The organism is Streptomyces sp. NBC_00510, assembly GCA_036013505.1.
Classification (GTDB): domain Bacteria; phylum Actinomycetota; class Actinomycetes; order Streptomycetales; family Streptomycetaceae; genus Actinacidiphila.
Window position 1 is genome coordinate 5,731,737 of record CP107851.1, and the last position, 18,964, is coordinate 5,750,700.

An 18,964-nucleotide genomic window follows, 5' to 3' on the forward strand; every position below is an offset into this window, starting at 1 on the left:
CCGGTCGGGGCCGTCGCGCGGCGGGGTCACCGTTCCGGCCCGGGGGGCAGCCGTTCCTCGTCGGTGAGGGCCAGCTCCGCCCAGACGATCTTGCCTTCCGCGGTCCTGCGGACACCCCACCGCGTGCACAGCTCCGCGACGATCACCATGCCCCGGCCGCCCTCGTCGGTGGGGTCGGGACGGCGCGGCAGCGGCGGGCCCGGACCGGCGTCGAAGACCTCGCAGGCCAGCTTCATGTGCCGGATGAGCCGCAGCCGTACGGGTCCCGCCCCGTGCAGGACGGCGTTGGCCAGCAACTCCGCGACGATCTGCTCGGCGGCCGCCCGCAGCCGGTCCAGCCCCCAGGCGGACAGCTGCCGGGCCGCCTCGGCCCGCACCCGTCCGACCGCGGCCGGATCGGCGGGCATCTCCACGCTGAACACCCGGTCGGGGCTCAGCCGGCAGGTCTTGGCGAGCAGCAGGGCGACGTCGTCGTCCTGTCCGCGCTTGGGCAGCAGGTCGACCACCGCGGTGCACAGGTCCTCCAGCGATGTGCCCGGCGGCCGGCTGAGCGCGGTCCGCAGGCGCTCCAGGCCGTCGTCGATGTCACCGTCCCTGGTCTCCACGAGCCCGTCGGTGTACAGGGCGATCACGCTCCCCGCGGGCAGCTCCAGGTCGACCGACGGGAAGGACCGCAGTCCCACGCCCAGCGGCGCGCCGGCGGGGATCTCCGGGAAGCCCGCCGTGCCGTCCGGGGTGATGATCACCGGCGGGGGATGCCCGGCCCGGGCGATGGTCAGGCGCTCGTCGGTGGGGTCGTAGACCGCGTACAGGCAGGTGGCGCCGAGGATGCCGGCAGCGGGCGAGGGCTCGTCGGAGTCCTCGAAACCCAGCCGGACGACGAGGTCGTCCAGCGCGGACAGCAGCCGGTCGGGGGGCAGGTCCAGGCCGGCGAGGGTGCTCACCGCCGTGCGGATCCGCCCCATGGCCGCGGCGGCGTTGAGCCCGTGCCCCACGACGTCCCCGACGACCAGGGCCACCCGGGCACCGGACAGCCGGATCACGTCGAACCAGTCGCCGCCCACCCCGTCCTGTGTGTCCGCCGGGAGGTAGCGCCAGATCGTCTCCAGGGAGAACCCGGCGCTCGGCTTGCGGGGGAGCAGGCTGCGCTGCAGCGTCAGGGCCATGGTGTGCTCGCGCGTGTAGCGGCGGGCGTTGTCCAGGCTGAGGGCGGCCCGGCTGACCAGCTCCTCCGCGAGCGTCCGGTCGTTCTCGTCGAACGGCGTGGGGTTCTCGCTGCGGACGAGCACGGCGACACCGAGGATCTCGTCCCGCGCGACGACCGGCAGGATCAGCAGGCTGTGCATCCCGAGGTCGAGGACCCGCTCCAGTCGCCGCGGGTCCTCCTCCAGCCACGTGCCGGGCTCGGTGTCCAGCTCCGCCTCCATGTACGTCCGGCCGGAGCTCAGCACCTCGATGAACGGCGAGTGCGGGGGGACGAAGACGGGGCTGCCGCGTGCGTAGAGCGATTCCCGGAAGTCGTGGTGGACCGAGGCGATCCCCGCCCGGTGGAAGACGGGGACGTTGCCGTCCTCCAGCGGGCCGAGCCGGGTGAGCGGGGCGTCACCGAGCCGCACCGATTCCGCGAGGTCGATCGTCGCGTAGTCGGCGAGCAGCGGCACCAGCAGGTCGGCGAGGTCCTGCGCGGTCTGCAGGACGTCCAGGTTGGTCCCGATGCTGGTCGCCGCGCGGCCGAGCACGGTCATGCGGTCCCTGGCCCGCCGGCTCTCGGTGACGTCCACGTTGACCGAGCAGACTCCGGCCCGGCCGTGGCGGACGTCCTCGATGCGGAAGACGGAGAGCGCGTACGCGCGGTGCCGCAGCCGGTCCAGCTGGCTCAGCTCCCGGTCGATCACCGGGACGCCGCTCTCCAGGACCTCGCGCAACAGGGCCTCGACCTGCTCGGTGTTCGCGTAGAGCGGTGATTCGTCCAGGTGCCGGCCCAGGCGCTCCTCCCGGGAGAGGCCGAACGCCTCGGCCAGGGCGTCGTTCAGCCACGCGGTGCGCAGGTCGCTGTCCCAGATCGCCATCGGGAAGGGGCACAGCTCCGCGGCCGACTCCAGCACGGACGCAGGCACCCCGGCCGTCGCGACCAGCCAGTCCGTCGTGCCCGAGGCCCCCGGCAACCCGGTCACCCGCAGGTCCACGTCCAGCCGCCCGCCGTTGCGGTGCCGCAACGCGACCGGACCGGCCCACTCCCACGTGAACCCCCGCGGCCCGCCCTCCGGGCCGCCCAGCAGCATCGAGGCCGGTCTGCCCAGGACGTCCGCCGCCGCGTACCCCAGCAGCCTCTGCGCGACCTCGGTCCAGCGGACGAGGACCCCCTCCGCGTCGACCACCGCCAGAGCCGCGCCGACGCTGTCGAGCGCCGACGCCTGACCGGGCACGTTGCGATCGGGGGCGGACATACGTGACATTCCCTCGGGATTCACGCTAGGTCCGTGGTCGTCCCCCTGCAAACGGTCACCGAGCAGGTCAGCGGCCCCGCGGCCGGGCGGGTCAGATCCAGGTGTCCAGCCACATCCGGTCGCGCCAGGCGTCCATGGGGATCGTCTGCCCGGTGTAGAGCGGGAAGAAGTAGATGAAGTTCCAGACGATCAGCAGCACCAGCGTGCCCGCGCCGACCGCGCCCCACATGCGGCGGCGTTCGCTCGCGCCGGGGGGTCCGAGGATCGCGCCGAGCATCATCGCGACCGCGAGGCAGAGGAAGGGCACGAAGACGACCGCGTAGAAGAGGAAGATCGTCCGGTCCTGGTAGAGGAACCACGGGAGGTACCCGGCCGCGATGCCGCAGGCGATCGCGCCGGCGCGCCAGTCGCGGCGGAAGATCCAGCGGTACAGGACGTACAGCAGGGCGAAGCACCCGGCCCACCACAGCAGCGGGGTGCCGATGGCGAGCACCTCGCGGGCGCAGCCGCCGGCCGCGGTGCAGCCGTCCTCGCCGAGCTTGGGGGACTCGTAGAAGTACGACACCGGGCGGCCCAGGACCAGCCAGCTCCACGGGTTGGACTGGTAGGTGTGCGGGGAGTGCAGGTTGACGTGGAAGTCGTACACCTGCGCTTCGTAGTGCCACAGGCTGCGCAGCGCCGCCCAGGACCGGGAGGGGAAACCGCCGTCGCCCTTGGCCCAGTCACGGTCGTAGCCCTTGTCGGTGGTGAACCAGCCGAGCCAGGACAGCAGGTAGGTGACGACGGCGACGCCGACCATGGACAGGCCCGCCCACAGCCCGTCCAGCCAGAACGCCGTCAGCCGGGGGTAGCGGGCACCCGCCACGCGGCGGGCGCCGGCGTCCCACAGCACGGTGAGGACGCCGAACAGCGCCAGCACGTACAGGCCGTTCCACTTGGTGCCGATGGCCAGGCCCAGGCAGAGCCCGGCCGCGATCCGCCACGGGCGGACGCCCAGCCACGTGAAGGAGGCGACGCGGTCGTCCGGGCGGCCCTCGGGCAGGGCGGCGGCGAGCCGGGCCCGTGCGCGGTCCCGGTCGATCAGCAGGCAGCCGAAGGCGGCCAGCACGAAGAACATGACGACGAGGTCGAGCAGGGCGACGCGGCTCATCACGAAGTGCAGGCCGTCGACCGCCATCAGGCCGCCCGCGAGGCAGCCCAGCGCGGTCGAGCGGAACAACCGGCGGCCGATCCGGCAGAGCATCAGCACCGACAGCGTCCCGAGCACCGCCATCGCGAAGCGCCAGCCGAAGGGGTTCAGCCCGAAGATCCACTCACCGGAGGCGATCACCCACTTGCCGACCGGCGGGTGCACCACGTACGAGGGGGCGTCGGAGAGCGGGATGGAGGGCGGGGTGGCGAGGATCAGGTCGTTGGCCTTGTCCGGCCAGCTGCCCTCGTAGCCGTACTGCAGGAGCGACCAGGCGTCCTTCGCGTAGTACGTCTCGTCGAATATCACCGCGTGCGGGCTGCCCAGGTTCCAGAACCGCAGCAGGCCCGCGAAGAACGCCACGAGCAGCGGCCCGCCCCAGCCCGTCCAGCGGGCCAGCCGGCGCGCCGTCGCCGGGCCCACGCCGAGCGCCGCCCACGCCCGTGTCCCCGGCTCGGGGAACGGCGGGACCAGGCGCTCGCGCACGTCGGGGCGCGGGCGGTCCACGTAGCCGAAGCGGCGCAGCTGCCGCTGCCAGGGGCTCTGCTCCTCCGCGGCCTTGGGGGCGTCCTCGACCCGGTGCGCATGCGTCGCGGTGTCACTCGTCACCGGGCCATCGTAGGGAAGCCGCATGTGTATGTGCTGAGGACCGGGCCAACCGGGGGTACGCCGCCGTGCCGCGGCAGGCCCGGCCGGGTGTGCGGCGGGTGGGAGACTGGGGCGGTGACTAGCTCCGCAGGACCGGCCGCAGGCGTACTCGTGCTCGCAGGGACCCCCATCGGTGACGTCGCCGACGCCCCGCCCCGGCTCTCCGCGGAGCTGGCCGGGGCCGACGTGATCGCCGCCGAGGACACCCGGCGGCTGCGCCGGCTCACCCAGTCCCTGGGCGTGACCACCACCGCCCGGGTCGTGTCCTACTTCGAGGGCAACGAGACGGCCCGCACCCCGGAGCTGGTCTCGGCGCTGGAGGAGGGCGCCCGGGTGCTGCTCGTCACCGACGCCGGGATGCCCTCGGTCTCCGACCCCGGCTACCGGCTGGTCGCGGCGGCCGTCGAGCGCGACATCCGGGTGACGGCCGTCCCCGGACCGTCCGCCGTGCTGACCGCGCTCGCCCTCAGCGGCCTGCCCGTGGACCGCTTCTGCTTCGAGGGCTTCCCGCCCCGCAAGGCCGGCGAGCGGCGGGCCCGGCTGGGCGAGGCCGCGGGGGAGCGGCGCACCCTGGTGTACTTCGAGGCCCCGCACCGCCTCGCCGAGACCCTCGCGGCGATGGCCGAGGCTTTCGGCGCCGGGCGCCGGGCCGCCGTCTGCCGCGAGCTGACCAAGACCTACGAGGAGGTGCGGCGCGGTCCCCTGGAGGAACTGGCGGCCTGGGCCGCCGAGGGGGTGCGCGGGGAGATCACGATCGTCGTCGAGGGCGCCCCGGAGACCGGGCCGCAGGAACTGGACGCCGCCGAGCTGGTGCGCCGGGTCCGGGTCCGTGAGGAGGCGGGGGAGCGGCGCAAGGAGGCGATCGCGGCCGTGGCGACGGAGGCGGGGCTGCCCAAGCGGGAGGTCTTCGACGCCGTGGTGTCCGCGAAGCACGCCGCGAACCAGCCCACAACCGGCTAAACGCGGCGCGGTGCAAAGTCCTATCGTAGGAGAGGGAAAAACCTGGGCCGCCTGCTCGGCCCCGTGTCACATACTCCCCAAAACTGGCTCAAGAAAGGGCACCCCCGCTATCGCCGGCGCCTTCCCGGGCGTTCGCTGATGGAGGGAAGTCCCGCTCCGGACGCCTCGTCCGGAGGGCAACAGGAGCTGCCATGAGCGAGACCATCGGAACCGATGGCACGGTTCGTGAGGCGTACGCCTTCGTCTGCATCAGCTGCGGACGCGGATGGGAGCAGGCGTACGAGATCGAGCACCACGTCGACGCACAGGGTCGCGAGGTCGTCTGGTACATGGCGGACGGCAAGCGTGTGCCGTCCCCGCTGACCCGGCCGACGTGCGTGGAGTGCGAGAGCCACAAGGTCCGCATCATGCGGGCCGGACAGGTCTCCGATGTCGCCGGGTCGTGGTCGGCCACCGCGGCCGCCGGCCCCCTGCCGGCGGCCTCCGACATGCGCCGGGTGCCGGCCTCGCCCGCCGTGGAGGACGCCGAGCGCCGCGCACGGCACTGGTCGCCCCGCAACCTGCTGCACCGCAGGAGGGACGCCCGGTAGCCGCCGCGGCCCCCCGCCTAGGATCTGGGGCATGCCCGAGCAGAACCAGAGCCAGAGCCGGCGCCCGAAGAAGGACGCGTCCGCCGCCCCTCCCCTCCCCGAACCGCTCGCGGTCCCGGTGGCGGACTCGCACACCCACCTCGACATGCAGGAGGGCGGCGTCGAGGAGGCGCTGGCGAAGGCGGCGTCCGTCGGCGTGACGACCGTGGTCCAGGTCGGCTGCGACGTCGACGGCTCCCACTGGGCGGCACGCACCGCCGGGGCGTACGAGCAGGTGTGGGCGGCGGTCGCCCTGCACCCCAACGAGGCCCCCAGGATCGTCCACGGGGACCCCGACGGCTGGAGCCGGCAGGGGGCGCGGCAGGCGGGCGGGCCGCCCGCGCTGGACGCCGCCCTGGCGGAGATCGACGCCCTCGCCGCGCTGCCCCAGGTGCGCGGCGTCGGCGAGACCGGGCTGGACTACTTCCGCACCGGGCCCGACGGCGTCGAGGCCCAGCAGTACTCCTTCCGCCGCCACATCGACATCGCCAAACGGCACGGCAAGGCCCTGGTCATCCATGACCGCGAGGCCCACGCCGACGTGCTGCGCATCCTCGACGAGGAGGGGGCGCCCGGCACCGTCGTCTTCCACTGCTACTCCGGCGACGCGGAGATGGCCAAGCTCTGCGCCGACAAGGGCTACTACATGTCCTTCGCCGGCAATGTCACCTACAAGTCCGCCCAGGACCTGCGCGACGCGGTCGCCGTCGCCCCCGCCGAGCTCCTCCTGGTCGAGACCGACGCGCCCTTCCTCACCCCCGTACCGCACCGCGGCCGCCCCAACGCCCCGTACCTGATCCCGGTCACCGTGCGGGCCATGGCCGCCGCCCGGGGCGCCGCGGAGGACGAGCTCGCCGCGGCCGTCGGGGCCAACACGGCCCGGGCCTTCGGCTACTGACACCACGTCGCGCGGTTCGCGCGGTCGGCGTAACACGGTTGTCCGATTCCGGACGCCCGGCGGCCGCGCCGAGGGCCTCCGGGGGCGGCGCAGGGCGCGCCGACCACGGTCACGCAGGGTGTCGCGGTCCCTTCGTCCGGCGACACGGCGTGACCGTCGGGCTTTGGAGAGTGACGAATCCTCCGCTATGGTCCCGGTTCGGTCCGATCGGACCGGGCCGGAGGTACGCCGTGAGCAACATGAGCAAGGCGGGCACGACGCGGGCCGGAACGCGGTCCTACGCGGACGGCCCCTACCGCAGGACACCGGGCACGGCCCCCGTCGACGAGGACGTCGAGCCGCGCCCCGGACGCGCGGCCGCCCGGCGCAGGCGCGCCGCGCGGCGCCCGGACGCGCTGAGCAGGCTGCTGCCCCAGGCCCTGGTCGTCGCCTGCCTGGCGGGCGGCAGCACCGCCTACCTCGCCGGCGGCAAGGCCGTGCAGCTCAGCGTGGACGGCCGGCCGCGCACCCTGCACACCTTCGCCGGGAGCGTGGAGGAACTGCTGCAGCGCCAGGGCATCGAGGTCGGCGACCACGACATCGTCGCCCCCGACCCCGACGCGGCGCTGCAGGACGGCGACACCGTCGCCGTCCGCTACGGCCGCCCGGTCGCGCTGACCCTCGACGGCCGGCCCCGGCGGATCTGGACCACGGCCGGCACCGTGGACGGCGCCCTGCGCCAGCTGGGCGTGCGCGCGGACGGCGCGTACCTGTCCGCCTCCCGCGGCGAGGCGATCGGGCGGCACGGGCTGGAGCTGGACGTCCGCACCGAACGCCAGATGACCTTCCTCGTCGACGGCCACGATCGGCCGGTCCGCACCAACGCCGCCACCGTCGGCGAGGCGCTGCGTGACGCCGGCATCGCCCTGCACGGCCTCGACACCACCTCCGCCGACCCCGGCAGCTTCCCGCGCGAGGGCCAGACGATCTCCGTCCGGCGCATCCGGGGGCACGACGAGGTCCACGAGGAGCCGGTGCCCTTCCCCGTCGAGCGGACGGAGGACCCCTCGCTGTTCGAGGGCACCACCGCCGTCGACACCCGGGGCAGGAACGGGCTGCGCCGCGTCACATACGCGTACCGCACGGTCGACGGGGTCCGGCGCAAGCCGCGGCGCATCGCCGAGGAGGTGCTGCGCGAGCCCGTGCGGCAGGTCGTGCGCGTCGGCACCAAGCGGCTCCCCGACAGCGTCGAGGGCGCCGACCACCTCAACTGGAAGGCCCTCGGCCGGTGCGAGGCGGGCGGCCGGCCGAACGCGGTGGACGCCTCCGGCACCTACGGCGGCCTCTACCAGTTCGACCAGCGCACCTGGCGCAACCTGGGCGGCCACGGCCGCCCCCAGGACGCCTCCGCCAAGGAGCAGACGTACCGCGCCAAGCGCCTGTACATCCAGCGCGGTGCCAGCCCCTGGCCGGTGTGCGGCCGCAAGCTCTACTCCTAGGGCCCGTCGTCAAAGTGGTGCCGGCCGCCCGGAGGGCGGCCCCGCGGTTCCCCCAGCTTGCGCTGGGAGGTGCCCCCGGTGCGGTGCATCGCAAGGCGGAGAGTCGTCCTCGTAGTGGGCTACTCGGACGATTCGACAACTCCCCCGGGCCGAAGGCTGGGGGAGTGCCGTGCCGGACACCGCGGGGCAGGCAGGACCTTGACGACGGGCCCTGGCCCGCCGGAGGTCCCGCCGGGCCCGGATACCCTTGAGCGGTGAGCACCACCGACCACTCCGGTCCCGCCGACGACGCCCTGCTCGGCCCCGCCGACATCCGTGAGCTGGCCGCCGCGCTGGGCGTCCGCCCCACCAAGCAGCGCGGCCAGAACTTCGTCATCGACGCGAACACGGTGCGCCGCATCGTGCGCACCGCGGACGTCCGGCCCGACGACGTGGTCGTCGAGGTCGGCCCGGGGCTCGGCTCGCTCACGCTGGCGCTGCTGGAGGTGGCCGAGCACGTCACCGCCGTGGAGATCGACGACGTGCTGGCCGAGGCCCTCCCCTCGACCGTCGCCGCCCGCCTGCCGGGCCGGGCCGGCCGCTTCGCGCTCGTGCACCGCGACGCGCTGCGCGTCGAGGAGCTGCCCGGTCCGCCGCCCACGGCGCTGGTGGCCAACCTGCCGTACAACGTGGCCGTCCCGGTGCTGCTGCACATGCTCGCGACCTTCCCGAGCATCGAGCGCTCCCTGGTCATGGTGCAGTCCGAGGTCGCCGACCGGCTGGCCGCAGGGCCCGGCTCCAAGGTGTACGGGGTGCCCTCGGTGAAGGCCGCCTGGTACGCCGAGGTGAAGCGGGCCGGGGCCATCGGCCGCAACGTCTTCTGGCCCGCCCCGAACGTGGACTCCGGGCTGGTCTCGCTGGTCCGCCGCAAGGAGCCGCTCGCCACCACCGCCACCCGCGAGCAGGTCTTCGCGGTCGTGGACGCCGCCTTCGCGCAGCGCCGCAAGACGCTGCGGGCCGCGCTGGCCGGCTGGGCGGGCTCGGCCGCCGCCGCCGAGGAGGCGCTGGTGGCCGCGGGGGTGTCGCCGCAGGCGCGCGGGGAGGCGCTGACCGTGGAGCAGTTCGCGGCGATCGCCGAGCACGGCGGTGGCGGCCGCTCACTGCGGTGACAGAGGGCACAATGGGGGCGCCGCCGTGCCCCACGCACCGAAGGCCCCGCATCGAGTGCCCCACGCTCACGCTCCGAGGAGAACCGCGCAAGTGACCCGCCGACCCGCGTCCGTGACCGTCCGCGTCCCCGCCAAGGTCAACGTCCAGCTCGCGGTGGGCGGACCGCGCCCCGACGGCTTCCACGACCTGGCCAACGTCTTCCTCGCCGTCGGCCTGTACGACGAGGTCACCGTCGCTCCCGCCGAAGAGCTGCGGATCACGGTCGCCGGACCGGACGCCGACCAGGTCCCGGCCGACGCGAGCAACCTCGCCGCCCGCGCCGCGATCGCGCTCGCGGCGCGGCACGGGCTGGAGCCGCGCGTCCACATCCACATCGCCAAGGACATCCCCGTCGCGGGCGGCATGGCCGGCGGCAGCGCCGACGCGGCGGGCGCCCTGGTCGCCTGCGACACGCTGTGGGGCACCGGCGCGAGCCGCGAGGAACTGCTCGCGATCTGCGCCGGGCTCGGCAGCGACGTCCCGTTCAGCCTGGTGGGCGGCGCCGCCCTCGGCCGGGGCCGCGGCGAGCTGCTGGAGCCGCTGGAGACCGGCGGCACCTTCCACTGGGTCTTCGCCGTCGCCGACGGCGGCCTGTCCACGCCCGAGGTCTACCGCGAGTGCGACCGGCTGCGCGGCGACGTGGCCGTGCCGGAGCCGGAGGCGTCCCCGGCCCTGCTCGACGCGCTGCGCACCGGTGACGCCGTGGCCCTCGCCGCCTCCCTGGCGAACGACCTCCAGCCGGCCGCGCTCTCCTTGCGCCCCTCGCTGGCCGCGACCCTCGCCGCGGGCGCCGAGGCCGGCGCCCTGGCCACCCTGGTCTCCGGCTCCGGGCCCACCACCGCCTTCCTCGCCAAGGACGCCGAGTCCGCGCAGGCCGTCGCCGGCGCCCTCGCCGCCTCCGGCACCTGCCGCGCGGTACGGGTCACCACCGGCCCCGCGCAGGGTGCGACCCTGCTCTGAGTACCCGTACTCACCGTCTTCCGGGGCGAGTTGAGTAGGGCGGGCCTGACGGAGCGGCGCCCCGGCGCGGGATCGTGCCGTCATGGGGATGACAGCCGGAGAGATCGCCGCGGCCACGCCCGCGGCACGGGACCGTTACGTCGACTTCCTGCGGGTGGCGTCGCTGGCCACGGTCGTGCTGGGGCACTGGCTGATGGCGGCGGTGACCACCGGGGCCGACGGGGGCGTCGAGGTCGGCAACCTGCTGGCGGTGCGCCCGGCGCTGCAACCGCTGACCTGGGTGCTGCAGATCATGCCGGTGTTCTTCTTCGTCGGCGGCTTCTCGCATGCGCTCTCCTATCGCTCCGTCGCACGCTCCGGCGGCGGGTACGCGGCCTTCCTGCGGGCCCGGCTGCGCCGGCTGCTGGGGCCGACGATGCTGTTCGTCGCGGTGTGGGCCGCGGGCGCGCTGCTGCTCCCCGTGCCGGACGTGGCGGCGCGACTGGTGGCGCAGCCGCTGTGGTTCATCGGGATCTACCTCGGCATGGTGGCCTTCACCCCGCCGTTGCTGCGACTGCACGAGCGGTACGGCTGGGGCGCCTTCGCCGCGCTGTCGGCCGGCGCGGTCGTGGTGGACGTGCTGCGCTTCGCCCTCGACGTGCCCTACGTGCCGTTCCTGAACTTCGCCTTCGTCTGGCTCGCTGTGCACCAGCTGGGCTTCCTGCGGGCGGACGGCCGGCTGCGCCTCCCCGCGGTGCCGGCCGTCTGCGGGCTGGCGGGGGCGGTCGCGCTGGTGGCGCTCGGGCCGTACCCGCTGTCCATGGTGGGCATGCCCGGCGAGCGGATCTCGAACATGGCGCCGCCCACGCTCGCCCTGCTCTGCCACGGCGTGTGGCTGGTCGGCGCGGTCGAACTGCTGCGGCGCCCCGCCGCGCGCCTGCTGGCGCGCCCGCGTGTGTGGCGCGGCGTGGTCGCCGCGAACGGCATCGCGATGACGGCCTTCCTCTGGCACCTCACGGCCATGCTCGCCGTGTACGGCGCGCTGATCTCCCTGGGCCGCACGCTGCCCGCCCCGGCCACCGCCGCCTGGTGGGCCCAGGTGCCGCTGCGCGTGGCGGCCGCGACCGCCCTCACCGCCGCCCTGGTCGCCGTCTTCCGCCGCGCCGAACGCCCCCCGGCCCCGCGCCCCGCCCAGGCGCCGGGCCCGCTCTCCGGCCCCGGTGCCGCGTTCGGCGTCGCCCTCGCGCTGCTGGGCGTCCTCGGCCTGTCCGCCGTCGGCTTCGGCGGCCTCCTCGACGGCCACTCGGCCACCCTGATCGCCTTCCGCGTCACGGCCCCGGCCGCCGTCCTCATGGCCGTCGCCGGCTGGGCCCTGGTCGAAAGGGCGGGCCGCGTCAGGGCTGAGCCGGGCGTCAGCCCACCCGGCCGACCTTGAGGACGAGCACGGTGACGGTCTCGGCGTCGGGCCGGTACAGAACACGCCAGTCGCCGACGGACAGCCGCCAGTACCCCGAACCTCCCAGGGCGCGCGCCGTCCGGGGGTGCGGTTCTCCGGCCAAATCCCGGACGGCAGCCGCGCACGCCTTCGCACCCACCGGGTCGAGGAGGCGCAGGCGGCGGAACTCGGCCATGGCCTGGTGCTGCCAGACGACGGTGTGGGTCACGAGGCGTCGGCCTGACGGTCCTCGTCCTCCAACCGGGCCATGAACTCGTCATGCGTCATCGCGGGGCCGGTGGGAGCCGATTCGCGGGCTGCCGCCTCGGCAGCGTCCGCCGCATCACGCAGCCGCTGCAGTTCCTCGAGTTCGCTTATCGGGATGAGCGCGGCGGCGGGTTTCCCGTACTCGCTGATCAGGATGTGTTCATGCCCGTGCCGGACTCGGCCGACGAGCTGCCCGAGCTGGTTGCGCGCTTCCACGAGCGGATACATATCCATGGGAAAACTGTACAGACCTGCGGCTGTGTACGGTTGGCGATTCACCTGTGGTGGGCGGGCCCACCCGCACGGGTGTCCGGGGGGCGGTCGCCGTACCCGAGGGGTGAGGGGGCCGCACTACCCTGGGAGGTCGTTCTTTCGTAGTGACAGGAGTCCCATGGCCGTCAACCTGGTCAACGTCGAGTCCGTCAGCAAGGTGTACGGAACGCGCACCCTGCTGGACGGGATCTCGCTCGGCGTATCGGAGGGCGACCGCATCGGCGTCGTCGGCCGCAACGGCGACGGGAAGACGACCCTGATCCGGATGCTGGCGAAGCTGGAGGGGCCGGACACCGGGCGGGTGACGCACACCTCGGACCTGCGGCTGGGCGTGCTGACGCAGCACGACAGCCTGGACCCGCAGGCCACCGTCCGGCACGAGGTGGTCGGTGACCGCGCGGACCACGAGTGGGCGGGCGACGCGAAGATCCGGGACGTGCTCACCGGCCTCTTCGGCGGGCTGGACCTGCCCGGCTTCCCGCAGGGGCTGGACACGGTGATCGGGCCGCTCTCCGGTGGTGAACGCCGCCGGATCGCGCTGGCGAAGCTGCTGATCGCCGAGCAGGACCTGGTCGTGCTCGACGAGCCCACCAACCACCTCGACGTCGAGGGCATCTCCTGGCTGGCCGGTCATCTGCGGGCACGGCGCTCGGCCCTGGTGTGCGTGACCCACGACCGCTGGTTCCTGGACCAGGTCTGCACCCGCATGTGGGACGTGCAGCGCGGTGACGTCCACGAGTACGAGGGCGGTTACAGCGACTACGTCTTCGCCCGCGCCGAGCGTGAGCGGATCGCCGCGACCGAGGAGGTCAAGCGGCAGAACCTGATGCGCAAGGAGCTGGCCTGGCTGCGCCGCGGTGCCCCCGCCCGCACCAGCAAGCCGCGCTTCCGCATCGAGGCGGCCAACGAGCTGATCGCCGACGTGCCGCCGCCGCGTGACAACGCCGAGCTGATGAAGTTCGCGACGACCCGGCTGGGCAGGACGGTCTTCGACCTGGAGAACGTGACCGTGCAGGCCGGGCCCAAGGTGCTGCTGAAGCACCTGACCTGGCAGCTGGGCCCCGGCGACCGGGTCGGCCTGGTCGGTGTCAACGGCGCGGGCAAGACGTCCCTGCTGCGGGCGCTCGCGGACGCCGCCGTCAGCGAGGGCGAGCAGCAGCCCGTGGCCGGCAAGGTGGTGGTCGGCAAGACCGTACGGCTGGCCTACCTGTCGCAGGAGGTCGCCGAACTCGAGCCGTCGCTGCGGGTGCTGCAGGCGGTGGAGTCGGTGCGCGGCCGTGTCGACCTCGGCAAGGGGCGGGAGCTGACGGCGGGTCAGCTCTGCGAGAAGTTCGGGTTCACCAAGGAGAAGCAGTGGACCCCGGTCGGTGACCTGTCCGGTGGCGAGCGGCGCCGGCTGCAGTTGCTGCGGCTGCTGATGGACGAGCCCAACGTGCTCTTCCTCGACGAGCCCACCAACGACCTGGACATCGAGACCCTGACCCAGCTGGAGGACCTGCTCGACGGCTGGCCCGGTTCGATGGTGGTCATCTCCCACGACCGGTACTTCCTGGAGCGGACCACCGACCGCACCTTCGCCCTGCTCGGCGACGCGACGCTGCGCATGCTGCCGCGCGGCATCGACGAGTACCTGGAGCGACGCCGCGCGGCCGTCGAGGCCGCCACCCCCGCGCCCGCCCCGGCCAAGCCGAAGGGCGGCGGTGACAGCCGCGCGGCCAAGAAGGAACTGCAGCGCATCGAGCGGCAGCTGGACAAGATCGGCGAGAGGGAGTCGAAGCTGCACGCCGCCATCGCCGAGAACGCCACCGACTTCGAGAAGGTGGCCGAACTCGACATGGAGCTGCGGTCGCTGGCCGCCGAGCGCGAGGAACTGGAGATGCGCTGGCTGGAGCTGGCGGACGAGGTGTAGCAGTGCCGTAACGGTCCTTCGGCGCGGGGGCGGAACGGTGCGTCACCGGTGGTACAAAGAGGGTCACCGTCCGCCTCCGCACACCTGTGCCCGAAAGGTGCCCTCCGATGTCGCAGCCGCCGCCTCCCCCCGGCAACCAGCCCGGATTCGGGCCGCAGCCGCCTCAGTACGGTTACCCGCCGCAGCAGCCCAACCCCTACGCCCAGCCGCCGACCCACCCTCAGGGACAGCAGCCGCCGCCCCCGCCCCCGCCGCCGGGCCCGTACGGCCCCAACCCGTACGCCCAGGCGCCGACCCAGCCCCTCCCCGGGTACGGCTACCAGCCGTACCCGCAGTACCCGCAGCCGCCGAAGCGCGGCAACGGCAAGGTGGCCGCGATCGTGGCGGCGGCGATCGCGGCCGTCCTGGTCGTCGGCACGGGAGTCTTCCTGGCCGCGGGCGACGACGACGGGCCCTCGGACACCCCGGCGAAGGGCGGCGGCAGCAGCCGTCCGGCCGGCGACGGCCCGCTGAAGGCCCGCGCGTTGTGGGACAAGAAGGCGGTGCGGCCGTCCAAGTCCGAGATCACCGCCCCGGTGGCGGAAGCCTGGTTCACCGGCAACGCCGTCGTGAAGACGATGCCGGACGCGCTGCGTTCCTTCGACCTCGACAGCGGCAAGGAGAACTGGTCGATCCCGCTGGAGGGGGAGTCCTGCCCGGGCCCGGAGTCGGCGGCCGGCGACCGCCTGGTGCTGCAGTACGGCACGGACTGCGACAGCGTGATCGCCGTCGACATCGCCCACGGCAAGAAGCTGTGGGCGAAGAAGCTGCCCGACCCGGACGGCCGGACCTCGCACAGCTACTCGCAGATCGCGCTCACGGGCGACACGGCGGCCGTCTCCTGGATCGGCGGTTCGGTCGCGTACAAGATCAGCACCGGGGCCGTGCTGTGGACGCCCAAGGCCGGTTCGGAGTGCGCCGACAAGGGCTACCACGGCGGCAGCGCGCTGGTCGCGGTCGTCGAGTGCGGCGGCTTCGGCGGTGACGAGTACGTGCAGGGCCTGGGTGAGGGCGGCGCCAAGAAGTGGTCCTGGCAGGTGCCGAGCGGCAGTGAGGTGTACAGCGTCATCTCCACGGACCCGGTGGTCGTGGGGCTGTCGGCGGGCAGCCTGTCGATGACCGACATCGTGTACCTGGACGGCGGCAAGATGAAGAGCCGCATCTCGCTCGGCGCGGGCGGCGCGGACGCCACGTACCGGATCCACTGCGAGGACAACCGGTGCACCAACGTCGCCGTCGACGGCACGACCATCTACCTGCCCACCAAGACCCACTCGGGCAGCGGCACCTCCTACTCCCAGACGAACGAGATCGCCGCGCTCGACCTCACCACCGGCAAGCCCAAGTGGCTCGCCAAGCCCGACCAGGAGCGCGAGCTCAAGATCGTCGGCGTCAGCGGCGGCAAGGTCGTCGCGTACCAGAAGAACACCTACGACAAGCCGGGCCGCCTGCTGCGGCTCGATCCCGCGACCCGCGGGTTCACCGTCTTCATGGAACTGCCGGAGAGCGGCAAGGACCTGGAGAACGACTTCCTGGACAGCGATTCGGGCTGGTGGCTGTACGAGGACCACTTCTTCCTGACCTCCGACCACATCTCCGCCTCCGCCAACCTGACGGACCGGTCCATCGCCGCCTTCGGCTGACCGGGCCAGGGGGGAGGGCGACGGCGCGCGGGGCCCTCAAACAAGCACACCCGGTCGCAAGTCGGCCATGTTTGGAGATAATGCGGATTTAGGGAGGCTTCTGCCGAGTAGGGGGCGCAAAGCGTCGAACAAGCGTGTACCTTCCCGGGCATGGCCCGGGGCCGCCGCGGGGGCACAGGCGGTATGCCGGAGGGGCTTCGCCGCGGCATGTGAAGGGGGACCGGCTTGGACTCGGTGGGCAGGCCCGCACCAGTCCATGGGGGGATGAGGGGGACGCCCATGGGCGTACGGCTCGTCGTCGTCGACGACCATCGTCTGCTGGCCGAGGCGCTCGCCTCGGCGCTGAAGCTGCGCGGGCACCGGGTGCTCGCGGCGGCCGCGCCCGCGTCGGGCGCGGCGGAGCTCGTACTGAGCCGGTCGCCCGAGGTGTGCCTGATCGGGACGGCGGCGCCGGCCGAGCCGGGCGCCTTCGACGCGGTCGTCCGCATCAAGCGGGAGCGGCCGGGGGTCGCGGTGCTGGTCCTGGGGCCGGTGCCCAACCCGCGCGGGATAGCCGCCGCGTTCGCCGCCGGCGCGTCCGGCTACGTACGGCACGACGAGCGGATCGAGGGCGTCGAGCGGGCGATGGCCAAGGCGCGTGCCGGCGAGGTGGCCGTGGCGCCCGCGCTGCTGCAGGGCGCGTTCGCCGAGCTGCTCAACCCGGTGGCCGAGCCGGACGACGAGGGCACCAGACTGCTGCAGATGCTCACCCCGCGCGAGGTCGAGGTGCTGCTGCGGGTCGCGGAGGGCGAGGACACCCGGCTGATCGCTGCGGGCATGCGGATCGCGCCGAGCACCGCCCGTACGCACGTGCAGCGGGTGCTGATGAAGCTGGGGGTGGGCTCCCGGCTGGAGGCCGCCGCCCTGGCGGCCCGCACGGGGCTGCTGGACCGGGTCAGTCACCATCTCCCGGGCGGTGCGATCCCGGCTCAGGCGTCTCCTCCGCTGCGGGCGTGGGAGGAGGGGGACTGAGCTTCATCCACAGGAGGAAGAGCAGTCCCAGCACCAGCATGCCGATCCCGGTCCAGAGGTTGATGTTGATGCCCTGGGCCTTGGCGATGTCCGCGTCGGACGCGGTGATCCCGGCGATGGTCACGATCACCCCGTAGACCACGAAGAGGCCGCCGATGACACGGCGCACGTCGAACAGGCGTGCCGCCGAGGCCGACTTCTGCTCCAGATCCTCGATGCGGTGCTGGAAATCCGGCTCGTTGCCGTACTCGCTCACGACGCGTCACCTCACAGGGAGAAGGGGATGTAGCACAGCACGGCCAGGAGGACGGCGCCCCAGCCGAGCAGTGCGGGCCTGCGGTACCAGGCGTCGTCGCCCTTGGCGGGCGGCTCTGCCATGCCGGGGGAGGTGGTCCCGTAGACGAGTCCGGCCAGTGATTCGACGGGCTTGGGCTTGGTGAACCACGAGACGAGGACCATCACCACCCCGCCGACGACGAAGGCGGCGATGGCGGAGACGAAGTTGGCGCCCTGGTCGCTGGGGATCGAGATCAGGCCGCCCTTGTAGAACCCGAAGTAGTTGATCATCGCGGCGACCGTGCCGCTCAGCAGCCCCCAGAAGCCGGCCGCCGCGGTGGAGCGCTTCCAGAACATGCCGAGGATGAAGACGCAGAACAGCGGCACGTTGAAGAACGAGAACAGCGTCTGCAGGTAGTTCATGATGTTGCTGAAGGACGAGGCGATGAAGGCCGTGCCCATGCCGATCAGCACGCCGATCGCGGTCACCACGCGGCCGGTGGTGACGTAGTACCGGTCGGGCCGGTCGCGCCGTACGTAGGCGCCCCAGATGTCGTACGTGAAGACGGTGTTGAAGGACGAGACGTTGGCCGCCATGCCGGCCATGAAGGCGGCGAGCAGCCCGGTGATCGCGATGCCGAGGACGCCGTTGGGCAGCAGGTCGCGCATGAGCACCGGGATCGCGTCGTTGTACTGGAGCCCGCTGCCCGGCTTGCCGATGCCCGGCTCCATGACGAGCGCGATCAGTCCCGGCAGGACCACGATCAGCGGGATGAAGATCTTGGGGTACGCGGCGATGAGCGGGGTGCGCTGGGCGGCCGAGAGGTTCTTCGCGGACAGGGCGCGCTGCACCTCGGCGAAGTTGGTCGTCCAGTAGCCGAAGCTGAGGACGAAACCGAGGCCCAGCACGATGGTCAGCCAGTTCGCCCCCAGCGGGTTCGGCGAGCCGATGCCGGTGTCGTCCCAGGCGCTGAGGAACGCGGCGCCGTGGGAGTCGGTGAGCGAGTCCGTCAGTCCGGACCAGCCGCCGACCCGCTTCAGGCCGACGACGGTGAGCGGGATCAGCGCCGCGAGGATCACGAAGAACTGCAGCACCTCGTTGTAGATGGCCGAGGACAGGCCGCCGAGGGTGATGTAGAAGAGCACGAAGAAGCCGGAGACGACGATCGCCACCCACTGCGGCCAGCCGATCAGCGCCTCCAGCACGATCGCCATCGCGTAGAGGTTGACCCCCGCGATCAGCAGTGCGGACACCGCGAAGATGATCGAGCTGAGCAGGTGCGAGGCCGGCCCGAAGCGGTGCAGCAGGAACTCCGGCACGGAGCGGACCTTGGAGCCGTAGTAGAACGGCATCATCACCAGGCCGAGGAAGACCATGGCCGGAATGGCGCCGATCCAGTACCAGTGCACCGTGTACGCCCCGTACTGTGCGCCGTTGGCGGCCATCCCCAGGATCTCGGTGGCGCCCAGGTTGGCGGCGATGAACGCCAGACCCGTGACCCAGGCGGGCAGCGACCGGCCGGACAGGAAGAAGTCGAGGCTGGTCCGGACGGCGCGGCGGGCGGCGAAACCGATGCCGAGGACGACGGCGAAGTAGATCGCGAGGATCGAGTAGTCGAGCGCGTTCGTGGGGAGCCGTAGCCCTTCTGCCAGGTTCTGCATGGTGTGATCACTCCCCGCAACGGGGTCTCCGTTGACGTTGCTGTTGCGTTGTGGTTCATTGTGTTTGGTTCTG

Annotated in this window: 16 protein-coding genes; 10 read left to right on the forward strand and 6 right to left on the reverse strand. The window is 73.0% G+C overall.

Annotated features, from left to right (window positions below; translation table 11 throughout):
* Positions 1 to 26: 26 nt before the first annotated feature.
* Positions 27 to 2,447: a SpoIIE family protein phosphatase gene (locus OG937_25965; protein ID WUD74896.1), complete on the reverse strand. Its 2,421-nt coding sequence runs from the start codon at positions 2,445 to 2,447 to the stop codon at positions 27 to 29.
* A 91-nt stretch (positions 2,448 to 2,538) separates the two neighbouring features.
* The gene (locus tag OG937_25970; protein WUD74897.1) at positions 2,539 to 4,245 is read right to left on the reverse strand and encodes a phospholipid carrier-dependent glycosyltransferase; all 1,707 of its coding nucleotides are present in this window, start codon (positions 4,243 to 4,245) and stop codon (positions 2,539 to 2,541) included.
* Positions 4,246 to 4,359: 114 nt separating this feature from the next.
* Between OG937_25970 and rsmI the strand changes: the two genes are divergently transcribed.
* From rsmI to OG937_26005, 7 genes are all read left to right on the forward strand, one after another.
* Positions 4,360 to 5,244, forward strand: coding sequence for a 16S rRNA (cytidine(1402)-2'-O)-methyltransferase (gene rsmI, locus OG937_25975; GenBank protein WUD74898.1), 885 nt, complete (start codon positions 4,360 to 4,362; stop codon positions 5,242 to 5,244).
* Positions 5,245 to 5,435: 191 nt separating this feature from the next.
* Positions 5,436 to 5,834 (forward strand): hypothetical protein, encoded by a 399-nt coding sequence (locus OG937_25980; GenBank protein ID WUD74899.1) that lies wholly within the window; start codon positions 5,436 to 5,438, stop codon positions 5,832 to 5,834.
* A gap of 31 nt (positions 5,835 to 5,865) precedes the next feature.
* Positions 5,866 to 6,771, forward strand: coding sequence for a TatD family hydrolase (locus OG937_25985; GenBank protein WUD74900.1), 906 nt, complete (start codon positions 5,866 to 5,868; stop codon positions 6,769 to 6,771).
* A 239-nt stretch (positions 6,772 to 7,010) separates the two neighbouring features.
* Complete coding sequence (locus OG937_25990; GenBank protein WUD78885.1) at positions 7,011 to 8,249, forward strand: ubiquitin-like domain-containing protein; 1,239 nt, start codon at positions 7,011 to 7,013, stop codon at positions 8,247 to 8,249.
* 254 nt (positions 8,250 to 8,503) lie between these two features.
* A complete protein-coding gene (gene rsmA / locus OG937_25995) occupies positions 8,504 to 9,397 on the forward strand; it encodes a 16S rRNA (adenine(1518)-N(6)/adenine(1519)-N(6))-dimethyltransferase RsmA (protein WUD74901.1) in 894 nt (297 codons plus the stop codon).
* Between the two features lie 91 nt (positions 9,398 to 9,488).
* Positions 9,489 to 10,397 (forward strand): 4-(cytidine 5'-diphospho)-2-C-methyl-D-erythritol kinase, encoded by a 909-nt coding sequence (locus OG937_26000; protein WUD74902.1) that lies wholly within the window; start codon positions 9,489 to 9,491, stop codon positions 10,395 to 10,397.
* A gap of 82 nt (positions 10,398 to 10,479) precedes the next feature.
* Entirely contained in the window at positions 10,480 to 11,811 is a 1,332-nt protein-coding gene (locus tag OG937_26005; protein ID WUD74903.1) for an acyltransferase, read from the forward strand.
* Here OG937_26005 and OG937_26010 read toward each other — a convergent pair.
* Both OG937_26010 and OG937_26015 read right to left on the reverse strand, forming a co-directional pair.
* Positions 11,789 to 12,040, reverse strand: a complete 252-nt coding sequence (locus OG937_26010; protein ID WUD74904.1) for a type II toxin-antitoxin system RelE/ParE family toxin — start codon at positions 12,038 to 12,040, stop codon at positions 11,789 to 11,791. The two genes, OG937_26005 and OG937_26010, sit on opposite strands and share 23 nt — an antisense overlap.
* On the reverse strand, positions 12,037 to 12,312 hold the full coding sequence (locus OG937_26015) for a type II toxin-antitoxin system Phd/YefM family antitoxin (protein ID WUD74905.1): 276 nt from the start codon (positions 12,310 to 12,312) through the stop codon (positions 12,037 to 12,039). Before OG937_26015 ends, OG937_26010 begins: the two co-directional genes overlap by 4 nt.
* Positions 12,313 to 12,469: 157 nt before the next feature.
* Between OG937_26015 and OG937_26020 the strand changes: the two genes are divergently transcribed.
* The 3 genes from OG937_26020 (at position 12,470) to OG937_26030 (ending at position 16,953) form a co-directional block, all read left to right on the forward strand.
* Complete coding sequence (locus OG937_26020; GenBank protein ID WUD74906.1) at positions 12,470 to 14,260, forward strand: ABC-F family ATP-binding cassette domain-containing protein; 1,791 nt, start codon at positions 12,470 to 12,472, stop codon at positions 14,258 to 14,260.
* Between the two features lie 107 nt (positions 14,261 to 14,367).
* Entirely contained in the window at positions 14,368 to 15,942 is a 1,575-nt protein-coding gene (locus tag OG937_26025; protein ID WUD74907.1) for a PQQ-binding-like beta-propeller repeat protein, read from the forward strand.
* 279 nt (positions 15,943 to 16,221) lie between these two features.
* Positions 16,222 to 16,953: a LuxR C-terminal-related transcriptional regulator gene (locus OG937_26030; protein ID WUD78886.1), complete on the forward strand. Its 732-nt coding sequence runs from the start codon at positions 16,222 to 16,224 to the stop codon at positions 16,951 to 16,953.
* On the opposite strand, the gene OG937_26035 is transcribed toward OG937_26030, so the two are convergent.
* Positions 16,877 to 17,209, reverse strand: a complete 333-nt coding sequence (locus OG937_26035; GenBank protein ID WUD74908.1) for a hypothetical protein — start codon at positions 17,207 to 17,209, stop codon at positions 16,877 to 16,879. The two genes, OG937_26030 and OG937_26035, sit on opposite strands and share 77 nt — an antisense overlap.
* Positions 17,210 to 17,220: 11 nt before the next feature.
* Positions 17,221 to 18,891 (reverse strand): sodium:solute symporter family protein, encoded by a 1,671-nt coding sequence (locus tag OG937_26040; GenBank protein WUD74909.1) that lies wholly within the window; start codon positions 18,889 to 18,891, stop codon positions 17,221 to 17,223.
* Positions 18,892 to 18,964: the final 73 nt, after the last annotated feature.